Raw genomic sequence first — 17,252 nt, forward strand, 5'->3', positions numbered from 1 at the left:
CAGTTAAAATAGACGCTAGCTGGGCCCACGAGATCTCTCGTGGGCCTTTTGCGTGGAATATAGTAAAATAGACTATAATTACAGTTGCCAGATAGAGGATTATTCAGGGCAGTTCACGAAAGGAGTCGGACAAGGTGGCTTTAACCTACCAACAATGTTTACAAGCAATCCAGGTGGTCTTAGCGAGTGGCAGCGTGCCGACCATCGTGGGGGAAGCCGGGATCGGCAAGTCCGCACTGGTGGCCGACGTGGCCCAACACCGCCACGCCAAGCTCTTCACCACGGTGGTCAGCCTGGTGGAAAAGGGGGACTTGGTGATTCCCGTGCCACCACTGACTAGCGATTCGTTTATTCAAACGGCCCACTACGGTCAACTGGCCGACGTACAGTTCGGCTATTCGCACACCCTGGTCAGCTTGATCCGGTACGCCGAGGACCACCCCAACGACGAAATTATCTGGTTTCTCGACGAGTTCAACCGGGGAACCCAGGCGGTCCAAAGCGAGTTGATGAACCTGGTCTTGCAACGCCAAATCAATAGTTTGACGTTGCCTAAACAGGTCCATTTGATTCTAGCGGAGAATCCGGACGCGACCATGCAGGGCTTTACCACCAGTCATTACGGGGTGACACCCGGCGACGCGGCGATTGCCGACCGGACGACCCGGCTAGTCTTGCAGGCCGATACGCCGACCTGGTTGACCTGGGCGCAAACGCGGGTGGGCGACCAACCGCGCGTGAGTCCGTTAGTGACCGACTACCTGACGGCAAACCCCAGTGACCTGTTTACGGCGCCAACGGGCGATCAGGAAGACGCCGACCTGCAGCCAACGCCGCGGGCCTGGGCCCGGGTCTCACGGCTACTACGCGAACTGGATCGCCAGGAATTGTTAGGCACGCCGGCCATCGTCCAAGAACTCCTCGTGGGGAACCTGGGGGCGACGGTCGGCACGGCCTTTGCCGGTTACGTGCGGACCAAGCGCCCGACGTTGACCGTGGCCCAGCTTTACACCCGAGACGCCGCGGTGACGACCTTTCAAACGCTGAATCCGGCCCAGCAACAGCGCCTGTTGATCCAGTGCCTTGACGCGGTGGCCGACTGGCCGTTGACCCGGGCGGCCACCGCCGAACGGTTCACGCAGCTACTGATGTTGTGTGCGCCGGACGGTCAGTTTGCGGTGGCCCGGACCTTAGCCCAACGACCGGGGCTCCTAGAAAGTCTGTACCAACAGGTCAATACCACGACGGCCGTGAGCCAACTTTACGCGGTGCTGACCCAGATCGGCAAACGTAGCAGTCAAATCGAGGTGTAGGCGATGGTGAATCTTTCGGGACGGTTGACCCGGTTAAGCCGGTTACCGGCCAACCAACAGGCGCTGGCTACCCGGGAATTAATTCAAATGAGCGACATGTACCTGCTCCAACACGACCCGTTTTACGGCCGGGTGCTCAGCCAGTTGGCCGTGACCCTACAGGATCGGCCCACGCCGCTGGGACTACGGGCCAGAGAAACGGATTGGCAATTAGTGGTCAGTCCCCGGGCCTTGGCCCAAACGGCCTGGACGGGCGCGCAGTGGCTAGCGATGCTGCGGCACGTGGTGTTGCATCTGGTCTGGGATCACCCGGACCGTTACGCCGCGGCCCTGCGCTCACCCCAACAGGCTTCTTTGGTGCGCTGGGCGACCGACGCGGCGGTCAACGATTACCTCGACGATTTACCGGCGGACGCCGTGACCAGTCGGACGTTACAGCAGGTCATCGGCCACCCCGTCGCGGCGCAACAGGACTCGGCGGTATATTGGCAAGCCTTACGACACTGGCGGGCCACGCAGACGCCCACCACGACCGCGACTAGCCGGACGGCACCGACTCAACGGTTGGGCGATCAGGCCGTGGATCAGCTCGCGACGGCCACCCCGCAACCGGGCCAGCGCGATGGGCATCTGGGCTGGCAGGCCGGTCAACTGAGTGACCAGGCCCAGCGCGAGCAATGGCGCCAGCAGGTCCTCGCCACCACGGCGACGGCGCTGAGTGCCAAGCAACGTGGCACCTTACCGGGGCAGGTCCAGGCGGCCTTGACCGTGACGCCGGCTGACCACCCGCTGAACTGGCAGGGCCTCTTGCAGCGGCAATTAGGTCGGGTGCCGGCGGGGCGGCAACCCGCGTACGGACGATTTAACCGCCGCCAGCCTCAGCGTATGGAGCTACCGGGACAGACGGTTCAGACCTGGCAAAATATTCGCATTTTTGTGGACGAATCGGGATCGATGGGCAACCAAGAGATTGCCTATTTGTTAAGTCAATTAACCCGGTTACTAGCGCTTTACCCGGCCAGCATTCGGGTTTACCCGTTCGATACCGTCGTCCACGACCACCAAAGCTTCACCCTGAACGGCCGCGTTCCCGACGTTACCCGGGTCGGTGGCGGGGGAACAATCTTTCAGGCGATCTTTGACGCCTTGCCGCGGCTGCTAGGTGGGCAACCGGGCCAGCTGGCCATTCTGTTGACCGACGGCTACGGTGAGGACCGGGTGACCTGTCCGTTACCGCTCGACGTCATCTGGCTACTGACCAGTCCCGTGGCGCAATTTTCGGTCCACCACGCGCCCGGCCGGGTGATTAGCCTGGCCGCCGATCCACAACTACAAGCTTTAAGGGGGAATCTGACATGACCACAGTCTTAACGGCCGACGAATTACGGGCGGTCCTCTTACAAACGCCGGCGTATCGTAACGCCCTGGCGATTTTAAATGATGAATGGGGCAGTCACGCCCAGGAAAACCCGCTGTACCAAGCGCCGATGACGATCGCGGACTTACGGTTCGTGGCGCACTTACAGGCGGTCGGCTTTCACGCGCCCGTTTTAGATTTCACCGATTATAGTGCGGTTTCCGAGTGGATCATTACCCACCAGGCGGCGTTGACCCCCAACGTGATCGCTTGGTTACGCCGGCCGTTCGATTAATTTTAAGGTGTAAAGAAAAAACTCTTTACATCATATCTAGAAACTGGTATATTATTACACGTTGAAAGAAATACAGGAGGTGTCTACATGTCAGTAAAGATTCGCTTAAAGCGGGTGGGTTCTAAGAAGCGCCCATTCTACCGAATCGTGGTTGCCGATTCTCGGAGCCCTCGGGATGGCCGGTTTATCGAAAACGTTGGGACTTACAACCCAGTAGCGACCCCAGCCGAAGTTAAGTTAAACGAAGAATCCATCATGAACTGGTTGAACAACGGTGCTCAACCTTCAGATACGGTGAAGAACTTACTTTCGAACGCCGGGATCATGAAGCAATACCACGAAGCTAAGTACACTAAGAAGTAGTGATTAGCCATGACCGATTTTAAGGCATTAATTCTTGCAATTGTCAGCCCCCTCGTGGAGCATCCGGATGATTTGGTCGTTACGACCACGGAAACGGATCGTTTCTACGAATATCGGTTAGCCGTACACCCGGACGATGTTGGTCGGGTCATCGGTAAGCAAGGCCGGGTCGCCCAAGCTATTCGGACAATCGTCTATAGCGTGCGCGTCAACGGCAATAAACGGGTTCGGCTCATCATTGATGACCGCCCGGCAAAGACTCTCGAGTGAGGCGGCGACGTTTCCCTCGAGTTTTTTGTATCATCGATTAAATTAGTCACGCGAAGACCTGGTGCGGGGTCTTCGATTGATAAACAACGCACCAAGTCCAAAACAGATGGGAGTAGAACCATGACGTATTATACGGTGGGCACCATTGTCAACACCCACGGCATTAAGGGCGAAGTGCGGGTCATTGCGACCACCGACTTCCCCCAGAAGCGTTTCGCCAAGGGGGCCGTTTTATGGGCCTTCATGCCCAACGCCACGCAACCAACTAAGCTGACCGTGGCGACGGTGCGGCAACACAAGCAATTTTATCTGTTGAGCTTTACCGGCTACCCGTCGATCAACGACGTGGAAGGGTTCAAGACCGCCACGTTAAAGATCACCGAAGACGAACTCCAAGCCGACGATTTAAAGCCCGGGGAATACTATTACCACCAAATCGTGGGCCTGACCGTAGTCACGGTCGCCGGCGAAAAGCTGGGAACGATCAAAGAAATCTTGTCGCCGGGCGCCAACGACGTGTGGGTCGTCCAACGGACCGGTCAAAACGACCTGTTGTTGCCGGTGATCGACCAAGTGGTCAAGGACGTGGACCTCGATAACCAGCGGGTCACGGTCGAATTGATGGAGGGGCTCGACTAATGCGGATTGACGTTTTAAGTTTATTTCCCGATATGTTTAGTGGCCCGATGCACGATTCCATCGTGGGCAAGGCCATCGAAAACGGTCATCTGACCATGCCGGTGACCAACTTTCGCGATTATTCGACTAATAAGCACGGTAACGTGGACGATTACCCCTTTGGTGGGGGTGCGGGGATGCTCTTGCAGCCCCAACCAATCTTTGACGCGTTAGCCGCCACGCAGGAACAGGCTGCCGCGGAAGGCCTCCCTAAGGGCCGGGTCATCTTAACGGATCCGGCGGGGGTGACCTTCGACCAGCACGTCGCCGAGACGTTCGCCCACGAGGAGCACCTGACCTTTTTGTGCGGGCACTACGAGGGCTACGACGAACGGATTCGTAGCCTGGTGACCGATGAGGTGTCGTTGGGCGACTTCGTGCTGACGGGGGGCGAACTGCCCACCATGGTGATGATCGACGCGACGGTGCGATTATTACCCGGCGTGCTCGGTAACGCCGAATCGGCGCCCGGCGACTCATTTTCGTCCGGGTTACTGGAATACCCGCAATACACGCGGCCCGCGGACTTTCGCGGGATGACCGTCCCCGACGTCCTGATTAGTGGTAACCACCAAAAGATTGCCGAGTGGCAACAAAAAGAGGCCCTGCGGCGGACCTACTTACGCCGCCCGGACCTCATCGACCACCAACACCTGACCCAGCAACAGAAGCATTTGTTGGCCGACGTGCGGATCGAAGAAGAGGAAAAACGTGATCAGCAGTCAAGAAGTTAACCTTTACAGGGCTTCATAGATATGCTAAACTTATTTTTGGCTGTTTAGCCACAGAAACAACATTCCGCTGTCGAAGTCTGAGGATGAATGTTGGCGAAAGGAAAGAAAAAATATGCGCCAAAACCAATTAATTGCTAAGATTAACCAAGCTCAATTACGTGACGATGTACCGGACTTCCGTGCCGGGGATACTGTTCGCGTTCACGCCCGGATCGTTGAAGGGACTCGCGAACGGATTCAGTTATTCGAAGGTGTCGTTATCAAGCGTAAGGGTGCGGGCATCCAAGCCACTTACACGGTACGTAAGATCAGTAACGGTGTCGGTGTGGAACGGATCTTCCCATTACACTCCCCACGAGTTGCTAAGATCGACGTTATCCGCCAAGGTCGGGTACGTCGGGCTAAGCTCTACTACTTACGTGAACTTAACGGTAAGGCTGCGCGGATTCCAGAACGCCGTCGGAACTAAGCACGTACTTAAAAAACACCAACCCTCGTGGTCGGTGTTTTTTTATTGGCTTAAATTAGAGAACGCTTTCATTTTAAACAACGAGACTCATTAACATGACCAAGGCCAACCCGACCAGCCCGGACAAAGAACTGAGCAGCGTCCAGGTTTCAAAGGTTTCCTTAATGGTTAGGCTAAAGTACTGGTTGACCATCCAAAAGCCGGCGTCGTTGACGTGTGAGCCGAAGCTGGAGCCGGCTCCGATGGCTAAGACCAGAAGGGCCAGGGGCACGGTCAAATGACCGACGATGGGCAGTAATAGGCTGGCCGTCGTCAGGGCCGCCACGGTCGTCGAACCCAGGGAGACCCGAATCAACGCGGCCATGAGCCAGGCGAGAAGCAGCGGTGATAAGCCGGTGTGGAGCATGAAGCCGGCAATTTGATTGGCCAAGTGGCCGGCGAGCATGACCTGCTTGAGGCCGCCCGCCGCCCCGATGATCAACAGTAACATCCCGATGCTACTGATGGAGGCTTCGATCGAAGACAACACGGCCTGATTGGTCCGGTGTTGGTGCCACCCCATGGCCCAGAGTGCGAATAGCAACGCGAGAAACATGCTAAAACTGGAATTGTTCAGGGCGGCCACGGCGCCATTTTTCACGCCCAGCGCGGTAAATAGCGTCCCTAGCGACATGAGAATCACGGGCATTAATGCGGTGACTAGCGATAGACGCAGGCTTGGTAACGGCCGGTCGGTTGTCGGTGCGGGGGATAAATCACCGACGCCGGGCAAAAATTTGATCTGCCGAAAGCTCTTGGGGAACCAATGTTGAATCAACTTGGGAATAAGGACCGCCGTGATCAAGAGGTAGGGCACGGCTAAGCACAGGCCATAAGCTAACACTTGGCCCAGGTTAGCGTGAAGTAACTGACTGATGGCCACGGGCGCCGGGTGTGGCGGTAAGAAGGCGTGGGCCGTGCCTAACCCCATTAACATGGGCAGGCCTAATTTCAGCATGGGCTCGTGAACCTCTAGCGCCATGGCAAAGACGATGGGGATCATGACGACCATGCCGACCTCAAAGAACAGCGACAGGCCGATGATGAAGGCGGCTAAGGCCACGGCCAGTTGGATGTGCTGGTGGCCAAATTTCTGGGTCAACGTGTCGGCGATTTGTTTGGCTCCGCCGGCATTGGCGACCAGTTTACCCAGGATGGCCCCAAAGGCAAAGACCAAGACCAGGCCGCCCAGCTGAGCGCCCATCCCGGTGCCAATCAGGGTCATGGTCTTGTCAACGGGGAGCCCCAGGCAGGTGCCCAGAAAGATGGACGCCATGATGATGGCGAGAAACGAATTCATCTTGCAAAAGGTGACTAATAGGATTAAAACGATCAGGCTTAACGCTAAGATGAGCAGACTCATACGGCTTGCCCCCCTTGATTCAGCGGCAACCAGGACATGATCCGTTCCAGACGGGGCGTCCAGAAGTTCCAATTGTGGCCGTTCGTCCCGGGTTCCCAGGTGTAGTGGTTCCCGAAGGCTTGGGCGAACTTGGTTCGGTAGCGTAGGTTGTCGGCGTTTAAGAAGTCGGTGGGTCCGCCGGCCGTGGTGTAAACTTTAAGATCGGCCGTGGCGGCCCGCGGATGGGCGAGCAGCCAGTCGATATTTAAATCAGAGTGGTGGACGTCCTGACCGCCCCAAATGGCCGTCGGGTTGGGCGCGTCGGGGTAGCCTAGTGTCCCGTCTTTAAGACCTTTAATGAACTTGGGCAGATCCACGACAGCGGACATGGCGACCGCGGCCTGAAACTGCTCGGGATGGGTTAACGCCCAACGTAGGGCGCCGTATCCGCCCATGGAGTAGCCGGCCACGAAGTTATCGGCGCGGTCGGTGGCCAGTGGAAACGTGAAACGCATCCGGTCGGGGAGTTCCTGGGTCAGATAGGTCCAGTACCGGCCACCGTAGGTCATGTCCGCGTAGAAACTGCGGTCGACGGCGGGCATAACCATGGCGACGCCGAAGTTGTTGGCGAGGCGTTCGACCCCGGCGCGCCGGAGCCAAACGGTATCGTCGTCGCCCAAACCGTGGAGGAGCCACAGGGTCGGAAACCGGGTACCCGGAGTGAACTTCGGGAGTTGCAGCTGCGCGTTTTTAATTTCGGGGAGCACGACCTGGACGCTCACGGTGTGGCCCAACGCATTGGAGAAGAATCGATTGGCATGAAGTGACATTAAGAAGACTTCCTTTTTTTAATTAATCGTTTTTTGTATCCGCTTACATTATTAAGTATGCCCCGTTAGCAACGTTAAAATGGCAAATTTCAGGTGACAAAACCGTCAATTTCGGTTTATCTGGGTGAGTTGGCGCCGGTATTGCAGCGGCGTGGTGTGATAGACTGCTCGAAAGGCACTGGTCAACGCCTTTTCGTTGGGAAATCCCACCAGGTCGGCTTGTCTCGCGTGAACGGTCCGTAGACGGTCAAACGTGGCTTGCAAGCGCGTATAGGCTCTCGAGTGGCGAATGAACGGTGTCTGGACGGTGTTTAGAGCGAAAACGTGTTGTGCCAAGGCCGGATACAGGGCGGTTAATTCTTGGGCCGGATAAATCAGGGTTACGGCATCGTAGGCGGTCCGGTCGCTAGCCGGGGTAAAGGCGTGGGGGACGTTACTGTTCAACACCAGGGTATCGTGGGCGCGGGGCCGGTACCGCTGGCCGTTAACGGTGACCCAGTCCTCGGCCCCAGTAAAGACGTAATTGACTTCGATGGCGGCGTGAAAGTGCGTGGGCACGAGGTGAAAATCGTTATGGTGAAAGATGAGTTTACCCGGGGCTTGTTGAGACGCAAAAAATTCGTATTTCATGGGTGTTCCTCCCTCTAACGCTTAGTGTAGGTGGCGGTGAGGATGAGGGTGGAAGGCGGCACTTAGAAGGCGTAGTGACTAAGCAAACCCACACGAACTAATCAATTGGGTCAATTGATTTTTCAATTAGTTGGGCTCTGGTTTAGTCAACTGGTTAACCACCCGTCTTCACGGGCATTTAGTGGGTAAATTGTTTAAGATGGAACGCGAAGAAGGTGGGACGTTATGCGGAAAACGACGCAGGCTTTATCCGGCGCGGGAATGTTGATCACCCTGGGAATCGTGTACGGGGACATTGGCACGTCACCGTTATACGTGATGAACGCCATTTTAGCCTCGGCGCGGCAACCCGGGGCACTCCAACCCACGGTCCTATTGGGCAGTATCTCGTTGATCTTTTGGACGTTGATGTTGATTACCACGATTAAATACGTGTTCCTAGCCATGCACGCCGATAACCATCACGAAGGTGGCATCTTTGCGTTGTTTGCGTTGGTGCGTAACCGGGCGAAGTGGTTGATCTGGCCGGCCTTACTGGGCGGCGCCGCGCTGCTTGCCGACGGGACGTTGACCCCGGCGGTGACGGTCACCTCGGCCGTGGAAGGCCTGAAGGGGCTCAAACTAGGACCACTGACCGTTAGTCCCAACCAAGGCATGGTGTTGGGCATCGTGACCGGAATTTTACTGGGGTTATTTCTGATCCAGCGTTTCGGGACGGTCTCCATCGGGCGGTCGTTTGGCCCCATCATGTTTTTGTGGTTTAGTTTCATTGGGGGCGTGGGTCTATGGAACCTCTTGGCGGCCCCGGGGATGCTAAAGGCCTTGTCGCCGGTGTACGCGATTAAATTTTTGGCCAGTCCGCTCAATTCTCAGGGAATCTTTATTCTGGGCAGTATTTTCCTGGCCACGACCGGCGCGGAGGCTCTGTATTCGGACATGGGGCAGGTGGGCCGCGCGAACATTTACGCGACCTGGCCGTTCGTCTACGGCATGTTAATGCTCAGCTACCTGGGTCAGGGGGCGTGGTTACTGACCCACGCGTCGCTGACGACGGCCCAACTGCACCGGCTTAACCCGTTTTACGCCATGGTGCCGGCCGGTGGGCAGGTCGTGGCGATCCTCTTGGCCACCTTGGCGGCCATCATCGCCTCGCAGGCGTTGATCACGGGCTCCTACACCCTGGTCCACGAGGCCATCGGGTTGAAATTATTACCGAAACTGCGGATCAAGTTTCCGGGCAATTCCGCCAGTCAGATCTACGTGGCGACGGTCAACTGGCTACTGTGTCTGGTCACGTTAAGCATCGTGTGGTTCTTCAAGACCTCGGCACACATGGAGGCGGCTTACGGGTTGGCCATCGTGATCACCATGCTGATGACGACGCTACTGCTGCACGCCTTCTTGCGACCCCGGCACCCGGTACTCGCCACGATTTTTGTGATTGGGTTTGGGACCCTGGAAAGTCTCTTTTTAGTGGCCAGTCTGGTGAAGTTCTGGCACGGTGGGTACGTGACGTTGCTGCTGACCTGCCTGATCTTACTCATCATGGTGGTCTGGTATCAGGGCAATCGGCGACTGGACGCGAACTTAAAGGAAGCCGAAGAAGTTTACCTGCCAACGTTCTTGCCGCAACTGCAGGCGTTGAGTAACGATGCGGAGGTGCCGACGTTTGCGACCAACTTGGTCTACGTCAACCGGGTCCGGCCCGACCAGACCATTAAACGCTCGGTGATCTACTCGATTTTGGACCAACAACCGAAACGTGCGAAGGTCTACTGGTTCATCACGGTCAACGAAACGGATCAGCCGGCCGACTGTCACTACACGGTCAACCTGCACGGCACCCGCAACGTGGTCGATATCCAACTCTACCTGGGTTTCAAGAAGTCCCAGCGGTTAAACGTGTACCTGCGTCAGATCGTCAACGAATTACTGGATAAGGGCCTAATCGACGGTCAAACGCCGGAATATTCCAGCGAATTACACCGGCGGGTGGGGAACTTTAAGTTTGTCATCTTAAACCAGCAGTTCCAAGACCTCAGCGCCCACGACCTGTCGACCATTGACCGGTTATTGATCGGCGGCCGGCTGTTACTGCAACGGGTCTCGGTCTCGACCTCACGCTGGTACGGGTTGGAATTTAGTGACGTGATCGAGGAACGCGTGCCGTTGTTCATTGGCCAGCAACCGGACCCGCAATTGAAATTAACGCGCGTTAAGCATTAAAGTGAGAAAAGCGATGGAGCAATCCCCATCGTTTTTCTTTTGAAATCGGTAACACAAAAATTACTTTAACTTTTAATTTATAATTGAAGCGTGGTTCAGGGACAAAGCCAAAAAACGCCATCACGGTTGGGTGATGGCGCAAATTTTGACCGTCATGACTTAGTGACGAAAGTGCCGGTGCCCCGTGAAGACCAGGGCAATACCGTACTGATCGGCCATGGCGATGGAGTCTTTGTCGCGGATGCTGCCCCCGGGTTCGGCGATGGTGGTGATGCCGTGTTGCGCGGCGTATTCCACGCAATCGGCCATCGGGAAGAAGGCGTCGGACACTAGCACGGCTTGGGCGTAGGCCGGCTGGACTTCGGCCTTGCCGACGGCGATCTTGACCGCGTCGATGCGGTTCATCTGACCGGGACCGATGCCTAAGGTCTGACTCGGCGTGTTGATCACGATGGCGTTACTCTTAACAAACTTGATGGTCTTCAGGCCGAAAAGCACGCCTTGTAACTGGTCGGCCGTGGGTTGAGCCTGGCTGACCACTTTAAAATCGACCGGGTCGTCCAGCACGTGGTCACGTTCCTGCCGCAAAAGGCCGCCGCGAATGCTAACGAGTTCGGCCGGTTCGGGAGCGGTCGCGGTGGTGAAGTCCACCGTTAGGAGCCGCAGGTTTTTCTTCTTGGCCAGCACGGCGTAGGCGTCGTCGTCAAAACTCGGTGCGATGATGATTTCCAAGAACAGCTGGTGCATCTTGGTGGCCGTGGCCAGGTCGACCGGACGGTTCAAGACGATGATCCCGCCAAAAATCGACATCGAGTCGGCCGCGTAACATTTGTCCCAGGCCGCTTCGAGGGTGGTCGCCGAGCCGACACCACAAGGGTTCATGTGTTTTAAGGCGATGACGGTCGGGGCGCTAAATTCGCGGATCAGGCCCAACGCCGCGTCGGCGTCCTTGAGGTTGTTAAAGGATAGCGGTTTTCCGTGGAGTTGCTTGGCCGCGGGGATCGAGAAGGGTGCCGGTTGATTTTCCCGGTAAAGGGTCGCAGCTTGTTGCGGATTTTCGCCGTAGCGTAAGGCTTGTTGCCGTTGGTAGGTCACGGTCAACGGGTCCGGCGCGTCGGATCGATCGGCATCGGTGGTCAAATAATCGGCGATCAGGGCGTCGTAGTGGGCCGTGTGCTGAAAGACCTTGGCGGCCAGGTGGCGGCGCAGTTCCGGAGTGGTGGCTTCGTCACTGATGGCTTGCCCCACGGTGGCGTAGTCGGCGGGGTCGCAGACCACTAGCACGTCGGCGTAGTTCTTGGCGGCCGCCCGAATCAGTGAGGGTCCGCCGATGTCGATCTGTTCCACGGCCGCGGCTAACGTGACGTCGGGTTGGCTGATGGTTTGAGCGAACGGATAGAGGTTGACGCACACCAAATCGATGGGGGTGATGTGGTGGTCTTGTAACGTTTGTTGGTGGGTGGGATTGTCCCGTTTGGCTAAGATGCCACCGAAGACCAGGGGGTTCAGGGTCTTCACGCGGCCGTCGAGCATTTCGGGAAAGTGAGTGACGGTTTCGATGGGCGTCACCGGCACGTTAGCGGCGGCTAAGGCGGCCTGGGTCCCGCCGGTGGAGACCAGCTCGTAGTCGTGAGCCAGCAACGTTTGGGCAAAGGCCACTAAGCCGGTTTTATCAGAGACACTGAGTAACGCACGTTTCATAAAAAATTCCTCCTCGTTATAACGGAAATAGCGGTAGTTCGGCTAGAAATTGGATGTCGGTGCGCTGGGCGGCGGCCCCTTCGGCTAAGATGGCGACCTGACCGACCACGGTGGCTCCGGCTTGTTGAACCAACACGCGAGCAGCGTTGAGTGAGCCCCCGCTACTGATGACGTCGTCGACGATGACCACCCGCTTGTGCGCGAGGCTTTGGGCGTCCAGGCCGTCCAGAAATAACCGCTGGGGGGCGCTGGTGGTGATGGCGTTGACCGGGACCGACAGGGGGTCACGCATGTAGTCTTTTTGCGACTTGCGGAGCACCACGAATTGCGCGCGGTTGGTCAGGCGACTGAGTTCCTGGGCGAGCGGGATGCCCTTACTTTCCATGGTGATGAGATAATCGAAATCGGCGGGCATTTTCTGCGCCAGGGCGCTGGCGGCGTAGTCGGTCAATTCGGTGTCGCCTAACAGAACGAATGAGGCGATGGCGAGTTTTGGACTAATGGGCATGATCGGTAACTGCCGGGTCAACGGCCCTAAAGTTAAGGTATAAGTTGGTGACATGGTCATGGATTAAACCCCCAATCCAAGTAGTGGTAAGACAAATTTGAGGACGGCACCGGATAAGAGCCCGGCAAACGGGTCGGCAATGGCGGTCACCACCAGGGTGATAGCGGCCACGGTCCCGTTGGCGCCGTGTAAAGCGGTCGCGGCGTTGGCCGGGAAAATGACGGCCACGCCCAGGATCAAGAGAAATCCGGCAATCGAGGCACTCGGCACGTATTTGCCAAGTTTTCCCAACCACCCGAACGCTAAGACGGCCGCCATGAGTAGCATCATCATGATCCCGGCGACAACGGGTTCGGGCGCACTCCCGGTGGCCGAAATGATGGCTTCGACGGGCGCCCCCCCCAGCAGACTAGTCCCCATGTCGGCGATAGCCTGGGTGCCGGTCAACAGGTTTAAATTGACCGGGTTGGGCTTCTGGCCGGTCATTTGGCCGGTAATCAGACCGTATGAGATGTTGGCCCCAATGTTCAGGCAGGCCAGGCTCAACGCGCCCCGGATCACCCGGACGTTGACCTGGGGCTTGGTGAATACGAAGCGCCGGGCGGTCACGTGGGCCGGTAACTCGGCACGGTAGTGTTGGCCGAACACGGCGGCCAGGCTGGAACCAATCACCGAGACCACGATGGTCCAGACCAGGTCCTTGGTGAGCAGGTAAACCAGAATGGCGATGGTGATGGAGAGCCCACCGGCTAAACGCTGGTCCTGGGCCAGACTCAGGGCGATCTTAGCCAGCATGATGCCCACCCCGGCCATCATCCCGGCCATGATGTTGTTGCCGAGAATGTCGACGATCTTGGTCAACGTCCCGGTGACGCCGATCACCAGCATGATAACGGAGCCACCGAAGATGATGGACGTCCGTTCGCGCAGGTCGCGGCCGAGTTTTCCCGTTAAGGCCAGGGATTCGGCCTGAAAGGATAAGGGGGCCACGGCCCCAAAGACGCCGTTGACCGCTGAAGCGAAAATAAAGGAAAACAGGGTGGGAAAAATTGCGAAACCTAACGACATGGCCATGATGCCTTGGGGAATCCCGTTTAAAACGACCCCAATGGCCGCGAGTAAGTCGGTTAACCAGTGCACATTACTTCCTCCTCAGTTGAATATTATTCGTCTTTCATGCTGATTATAGCCAATTCAAGCTGATTCAGTCTAGATTAAATCGTAAATTAATTAAATTTAATATAAATAACGTTATATTTTGCAAGGAATTTACGTAAAACCCGAACAAAATTTAAAAATGATCGCCAAAAAGCCATTTCCCCGGTAATTTCCAGAGAAATGGCTTTGGTTAGGTCATTGAACAATTAGTTAAACTGAGGGTTGCGAACGAAGCACCGGTTGCTTAGTCTTCGCTAGCGACTTGGTCATCCACCGAACGTTTTTGGGCGTTACGGTAGAAGATCCAGGCCACGGCCCCGAAGAAGATCGGGCCGATGATGGTCCAGAAGGCCGTGATGTAGTCGTGTTCCAGGATTGGTTGGAGACAGGTGAAGCCGATTCCCCCGACCAACACGATCAGCACTAACGTGACGATTACGTTGGTCCATAACCGGCTGGTGTAGACCTCAAACGGCCGGTCTAGGTCGGTACGGCGCTTGAAGAACGGGAAGGCCCCAATCAAGAAGAGGTACGGGAAGGACGTCGACACGTTCCCCATGTCGGTCAAAATCAGGTAGAACTGCTTAGCCGCCGAGCCCCCGAAGGCGACCAGGAAGACGAAGACCGCCACGATGATGGCCTGCAGCCACATCGAGTAGGCGGGCATGCCGACCTTGTTGAGCTTGGTCATCTTCTTGGGCCACAGTTTCGGCGAAGACCCCAGGATAAAGGACTTCAGTGGCGAGTAGATCAGCACGAAGAAGGAACCTAAGTACCCCATGAACATGCTTAACCCGGTCAGGCGGGCAAACAGGTGGCCTAAGCCCGCGGATGTACCGGCGGATAAATGTAAGGCGTGCCCCAAGACCAACCCTAAGTTATTCATCAAGACGTAGGTAATGTTCCCTAAATTGACGGCGTTTTTACCGAGAATTTCGTGCCAATTGGTGCTGATCCCCCACAGGAAGATCGACAGGGAGTACATAATTGTGATGGCAATCGTGGAGATGATCAAGCCTCTGGGGAAGGTCTTTTCGGGCCGATCCATGGAGTCGGTGATGCCCCCCATGGATTCCATCCCGGCGTAGGCAAAGACCGCGTACGTTACGAACGAGATCAGCGCCATGGGCGAGGAGAATTGGGGATTGGGCGACGCAACGAAGCTGTGCATCCCGTTGATGGGTTCGGCCAAGTGGCCACCGTTAGCAATGAGAATCACGATGCTGGCCACGAAGAATAGGGCGGTGAGAAACATCACGAAGATCCCGCCCAACGATGAGATTTTGGCGATGGAGCTGACCCCGCGCGTGGCAAAGAAGGTCACGACCAGGATCCAGGCGATACCCAGTAACCCGATCGTTTGCGTGGAACTTAAGCCGAACAACGACCAAGTTTGGGTCTGGTCACTGCCGGAAATCAGCGTGGATAACGGGATCCACACTTTTGACGAGGTGGACAGCATCCAGATGACCCACGAGGACAACCAGATGAAGGTCCCGATGAAGGCCCACTTCTCGCCGATGGAACCGGCCAACCAGGAGTAAATCCCCCCCTTGGCTTCCTTGAAGGCGGAGCCGTATTCGGCCAGCATTAAGGCGCTGGGCAAGAAGAACAGAAGGGCGGCTAAAATGTACCAGATGATACTGGCGTAGCCCATTTGGTCGTAAGCGACCGTGGTGTTAGCGAAGCCGTAGATGGCCGTAAAAATCATTAAGATTAAAGTCGAAAGTTTAATCTTTTTTTGCTTTTCCATTTGTCTAATAATCTCCCATTTGGTGGGGCGAACGTCCCAGCAAGTCTATAAGTTCAAATCTTGATGATAGTTTAGCGGACCCAGGTCAGTCGCCTGGGTGATGAATTGCGCCGCCAAGTCGCGGTATCGCTGAATACCCAATGCGGCGGCTTTGGTGGACTGGGCGGTCAGGTAGTGCGTTAATTCTAGGCCAGTCAAGTGTTGAGCGACCGCGTCGGTTTGGTGCACCAGGTGAGCCAGGTCGCTGCGGAGTTGCTTTTGGGTGGCGGTTAACTGAGTCACGGTTTCGTGGTAGTGCGCGTCGTTTAACACGCTGACCAGCTTGTAGACCCAGTAGGCCGATTGGGCATCGTAGGTCGCCGTGCCGGCTTGGTAGGCCGCGGGTGTCTGGTCGATCCCGGCGTAAAACGGAATGTAGGTGCTTTGCGCGCCCACGCCCATGGCGAGCCACTGGATGCCGGCTAAGGCCGGTTCGAAAGCGGGGCGTAGCTGAAGAACGTGGGATTCTTGCGTTTTGGCCAAGCTGACGGGCCGGAACCGTTTGCGGTCGGCCGGGCTACCGGCCCCCACGGGATCGTAGGGCGTGCCCTCGAAGTGACTACTGAGGTAGGCCTGTGCGTCGGTGACGTCCAGCTGGCGGTCGGCGTATTGGATAAAGGGTAAGTCAAATGATTGCGGTTGCGCGTCGACCTGCGGGGTGAAGCGGTGCTGACCGTACCAGACCCGCGGGGTGTTGTAGTACAGATCCGACTGGTCGCGGGTCCCGAAGATTTCGCGCCAGTTAAACTGATCGCGGTGCGGGTTTAGGTGATTTTCGTCCACGAACCGTTGCAGATCGGTGGCGAACAAGAAGTTAGCCGGATCGTGAAAATCAACGGCCTGGATGGCCATCTGGTTGGCCACGACGGCGTAGGCGTGATCCGGGATCCGCTGGGCGACCCAGTAGTGCCCGGCGCCGGTCTCTAAGTACCAGGCTTCCGTCTGATCGGCAAATAAGATCCCGTTGGACTCGGCGGTGCCGTAGTATTCGACCAGTTGGCCTAACCGTCGAACGCCTTCACGGGCGGTACGCACGTACGGTAGAACCACGGTGACCATGGCCTCTTCGGCGATTCCCCGTTTAACCAGGGGATCACAGCCTAAGACCCGGTCGTTGGAATACGTGCTTTCGGTGGCACTCATGGCCACGCCGTATTCGTTGATGCCGGCCTCTTCAAAGACCCCGTACTGGTCCGTCCATTCGGGCGTGGCGGTGTACTTGGCCGCGTGCGCCGGTAACGGCATCGTAAAGCCGTTGTCCGGGCTGACAAACTTGGCGGCGACCGTCTCTTGGGCGGGATGGACCACGAAGTGTTTGGGCCAAGCGGCCTTGGCATCCTCGTTACGACCGATCATTACCGAACCATCGATGGACGCCTTCGCCCCAATCAAGATACTGGTACAAGCGGAATAATTCATGACGACGCTCCTTTCAAAATATGTATAAATTTACGCTTCTTATTCTAACATTTTTTGCATAATCCGGGTTGATTAGGGGTAAACTCTCATTAATTTGTTTATTATTCTCATGAAAGTAAATATTTATG

General features: G+C 56.6%; 17 protein-coding genes. 9 read left to right on the plus strand and 8 right to left on the minus strand.

Translation table 11 applies throughout. The features are described 5' to 3' along the window. Nucleotides 1-134 precede the first annotated feature (134 nt). From FD25_RS08515 to rplS, 8 genes are all read left to right on the plus strand, one after another. Complete coding sequence (locus tag FD25_RS08515; protein WP_057803257.1) at nt 135-1,313, plus strand: ATP-binding protein; 1,179 nt, start codon at nt 135-137, stop codon at nt 1,311-1,313. A 3-nt stretch (nt 1,314-1,316) separates the two neighbouring features. Beyond that, entirely contained in the window at nt 1,317-2,672 is a 1,356-nt protein-coding gene (locus FD25_RS08520) for a vWA domain-containing protein (RefSeq protein WP_057803259.1), read from the plus strand. After that, the gene (locus tag FD25_RS08525; protein ID WP_057803261.1) at nt 2,669-2,965 is read left to right on the plus strand and encodes a hypothetical protein; all 297 of its coding nucleotides are present in this window, start codon (nt 2,669-2,671) and stop codon (nt 2,963-2,965) included. The genes FD25_RS08520 and FD25_RS08525 overlap by 4 nt, the downstream gene beginning before the upstream one ends. Before the next feature lie 87 nt (nt 2,966-3,052). Further along, a complete protein-coding gene (gene rpsP, locus FD25_RS08530; protein ID WP_057803263.1) occupies nt 3,053-3,328 on the plus strand; it encodes a 30S ribosomal protein S16 in 276 nt (91 codons plus the stop codon). A gap of 9 nt (nt 3,329-3,337) precedes the next feature. Then, nucleotides 3,338-3,598, plus strand: coding sequence for a KH domain-containing protein (locus FD25_RS08535; RefSeq protein WP_057803265.1), 261 nt, complete (start codon nt 3,338-3,340; stop codon nt 3,596-3,598). A gap of 120 nt (nt 3,599-3,718) precedes the next feature. After that, nucleotides 3,719-4,237 carry a ribosome maturation factor RimM gene (gene rimM / locus FD25_RS08540; protein WP_057803268.1) on the plus strand — a complete coding sequence of 173 codons (519 nt, stop codon included), beginning with the start codon at nt 3,719-3,721 and terminating at the stop codon, nt 4,235-4,237. Then, complete coding sequence (gene trmD / locus FD25_RS08545) at nt 4,237-5,010, plus strand: tRNA (guanosine(37)-N1)-methyltransferase TrmD (protein WP_057803270.1); 774 nt, start codon at nt 4,237-4,239, stop codon at nt 5,008-5,010. Before rimM ends, trmD begins: the two co-directional genes overlap by 1 nt. 112 nt (nt 5,011-5,122) lie before the next feature. Further along, nucleotides 5,123-5,479 carry a 50S ribosomal protein L19 gene (rplS, locus tag FD25_RS08550; RefSeq protein WP_057803272.1) on the plus strand — a complete coding sequence of 119 codons (357 nt, stop codon included), beginning with the start codon at nt 5,123-5,125 and terminating at the stop codon, nt 5,477-5,479. Between the two features lie 73 nt (nt 5,480-5,552). Here the strand turns inward: rplS and FD25_RS08555 are convergent, their stop codons facing one another. The 3 genes from FD25_RS08555 to FD25_RS08565 all read right to left on the minus strand — a co-directional run bounded on the left by FD25_RS08555 (nt 5,553) and on the right by FD25_RS08565 (nt 8,320). Beyond that, nucleotides 5,553-6,881 carry a gluconate:H+ symporter gene (locus tag FD25_RS08555; protein ID WP_057803274.1) on the minus strand — a complete coding sequence of 443 codons (1,329 nt, stop codon included), beginning with the start codon at nt 6,879-6,881 and terminating at the stop codon, nt 5,553-5,555. After that, the gene (locus FD25_RS08560; RefSeq protein ID WP_057803276.1) at nt 6,878-7,690 is read right to left on the minus strand and encodes an alpha/beta hydrolase; all 813 of its coding nucleotides are present in this window, start codon (nt 7,688-7,690) and stop codon (nt 6,878-6,880) included. The genes FD25_RS08555 and FD25_RS08560 overlap by 4 nt, the downstream gene beginning before the upstream one ends. Nucleotides 7,691-7,795: 105 nt before the next feature. Further along, on the minus strand, nt 7,796-8,320 hold the full coding sequence (locus FD25_RS08565; RefSeq protein ID WP_057803278.1) for an AraC family ligand binding domain-containing protein: 525 nt from the start codon (nt 8,318-8,320) through the stop codon (nt 7,796-7,798). A gap of 225 nt (nt 8,321-8,545) precedes the next feature. On the opposite strand from FD25_RS08565, the gene FD25_RS08570 reads away from it, so the two are divergent. Further along, a complete protein-coding gene (locus tag FD25_RS08570) occupies nt 8,546-10,546 on the plus strand; it encodes a KUP/HAK/KT family potassium transporter (protein WP_057803280.1) in 2,001 nt (666 codons plus the stop codon). Nucleotides 10,547-10,705: 159 nt separating this feature from the next. Here FD25_RS08570 and purH read toward each other — a convergent pair whose 3' ends face one another. From purH to FD25_RS08595, 5 genes are all read right to left on the minus strand, one after another. Further along, nucleotides 10,706-12,247: a bifunctional phosphoribosylaminoimidazolecarboxamide formyltransferase/IMP cyclohydrolase gene (gene purH / locus FD25_RS08575; protein WP_057803282.1), complete on the minus strand. Its 1,542-nt coding sequence runs from the start codon at nt 12,245-12,247 to the stop codon at nt 10,706-10,708. Nucleotides 12,248-12,263: 16 nt separating this feature from the next. Further along, nucleotides 12,264-12,809, minus strand: a complete 546-nt coding sequence (locus FD25_RS08580) for a phosphoribosyltransferase family protein (RefSeq protein ID WP_057804292.1) — start codon at nt 12,807-12,809, stop codon at nt 12,264-12,266. Between the two features lie 9 nt (nt 12,810-12,818). Then, nucleotides 12,819-13,895, minus strand: coding sequence for a hypothetical protein (locus tag FD25_RS08585; protein ID WP_057803284.1), 1,077 nt, complete (start codon nt 13,893-13,895; stop codon nt 12,819-12,821). 262 nt (nt 13,896-14,157) lie between these two features. After that, nucleotides 14,158-15,666, minus strand: a complete 1,509-nt coding sequence (gene yjeM, locus FD25_RS08590) for a glutamate/gamma-aminobutyrate family transporter YjeM (protein ID WP_057803286.1) — start codon at nt 15,664-15,666, stop codon at nt 14,158-14,160. 45 nt (nt 15,667-15,711) lie between these two features. Beyond that, entirely contained in the window at nt 15,712-17,124 is a 1,413-nt protein-coding gene (locus FD25_RS08595; RefSeq protein ID WP_057803288.1) for a C69 family dipeptidase, read from the minus strand. Nucleotides 17,125-17,252: the final 128 nt, after the last annotated feature.

The sequence above is a fragment of the Levilactobacillus acidifarinae DSM 19394 = JCM 15949 genome, assembly GCF_001434835.1.
Taxonomy (GTDB): domain Bacteria; phylum Bacillota; class Bacilli; order Lactobacillales; family Lactobacillaceae; genus Levilactobacillus; species Levilactobacillus acidifarinae.

Bases quoted from the DNA above. Each gene is read 5' to 3' on its own strand.
- FD25_RS08520 (WP_057803259.1), top strand. From the start codon at position 1,317: ATGGTGAATCTTTCGGGACGGTTGACCCGGTTAAGCCGGTTACCGGCC.
- FD25_RS08525 (WP_057803261.1), top strand. From the start codon at position 2,669: ATGACCACAGTCTTAACGGCCGACGAATTACGGGCGGTCCTCTTACAA.
- rpsP (WP_057803263.1), top strand. From the start codon at position 3,053: ATGTCAGTAAAGATTCGCTTAAAGCGGGTGGGTTCTAAGAAGCGCCCA.
- FD25_RS08535 (WP_057803265.1), top strand. From the start codon at position 3,338: ATGACCGATTTTAAGGCATTAATTCTTGCAATTGTCAGCCCCCTCGTG.
- rimM (WP_057803268.1), top strand. From the start codon at position 3,719: ATGACGTATTATACGGTGGGCACCATTGTCAACACCCACGGCATTAAG.
- trmD (WP_057803270.1), top strand. From the start codon at position 4,237: ATGCGGATTGACGTTTTAAGTTTATTTCCCGATATGTTTAGTGGCCCG.
- rplS (WP_057803272.1), top strand. From the start codon at position 5,123: ATGCGCCAAAACCAATTAATTGCTAAGATTAACCAAGCTCAATTACGT.
- FD25_RS08555 (WP_057803274.1), bottom strand. From the start codon at position 6,881: ATGAGTCTGCTCATCTTAGCGTTAAGCCTGATCGTTTTAATCCTATTA.
- FD25_RS08560 (WP_057803276.1), bottom strand. From the start codon at position 7,690: ATGTCACTTCATGCCAATCGATTCTTCTCCAATGCGTTGGGCCACACC.
- FD25_RS08565 (WP_057803278.1), bottom strand. From the start codon at position 8,320: ATGAAATACGAATTTTTTGCGTCTCAACAAGCCCCGGGTAAACTCATC.
- FD25_RS08570 (WP_057803280.1), top strand. From the start codon at position 8,546: ATGCGGAAAACGACGCAGGCTTTATCCGGCGCGGGAATGTTGATCACC.
- purH (WP_057803282.1), bottom strand. From the start codon at position 12,247: ATGAAACGTGCGTTACTCAGTGTCTCTGATAAAACCGGCTTAGTGGCC.
- FD25_RS08580 (WP_057804292.1), bottom strand. From the start codon at position 12,809: ATGTCACCAACTTATACCTTAACTTTAGGGCCGTTGACCCGGCAGTTA.
- yjeM (WP_057803286.1), bottom strand. From the start codon at position 15,666: ATGGAAAAGCAAAAAAAGATTAAACTTTCGACTTTAATCTTAATGATT.
- FD25_RS08595 (WP_057803288.1), bottom strand. From the start codon at position 17,124: ATGAATTATTCCGCTTGTACCAGTATCTTGATTGGGGCGAAGGCGTCC.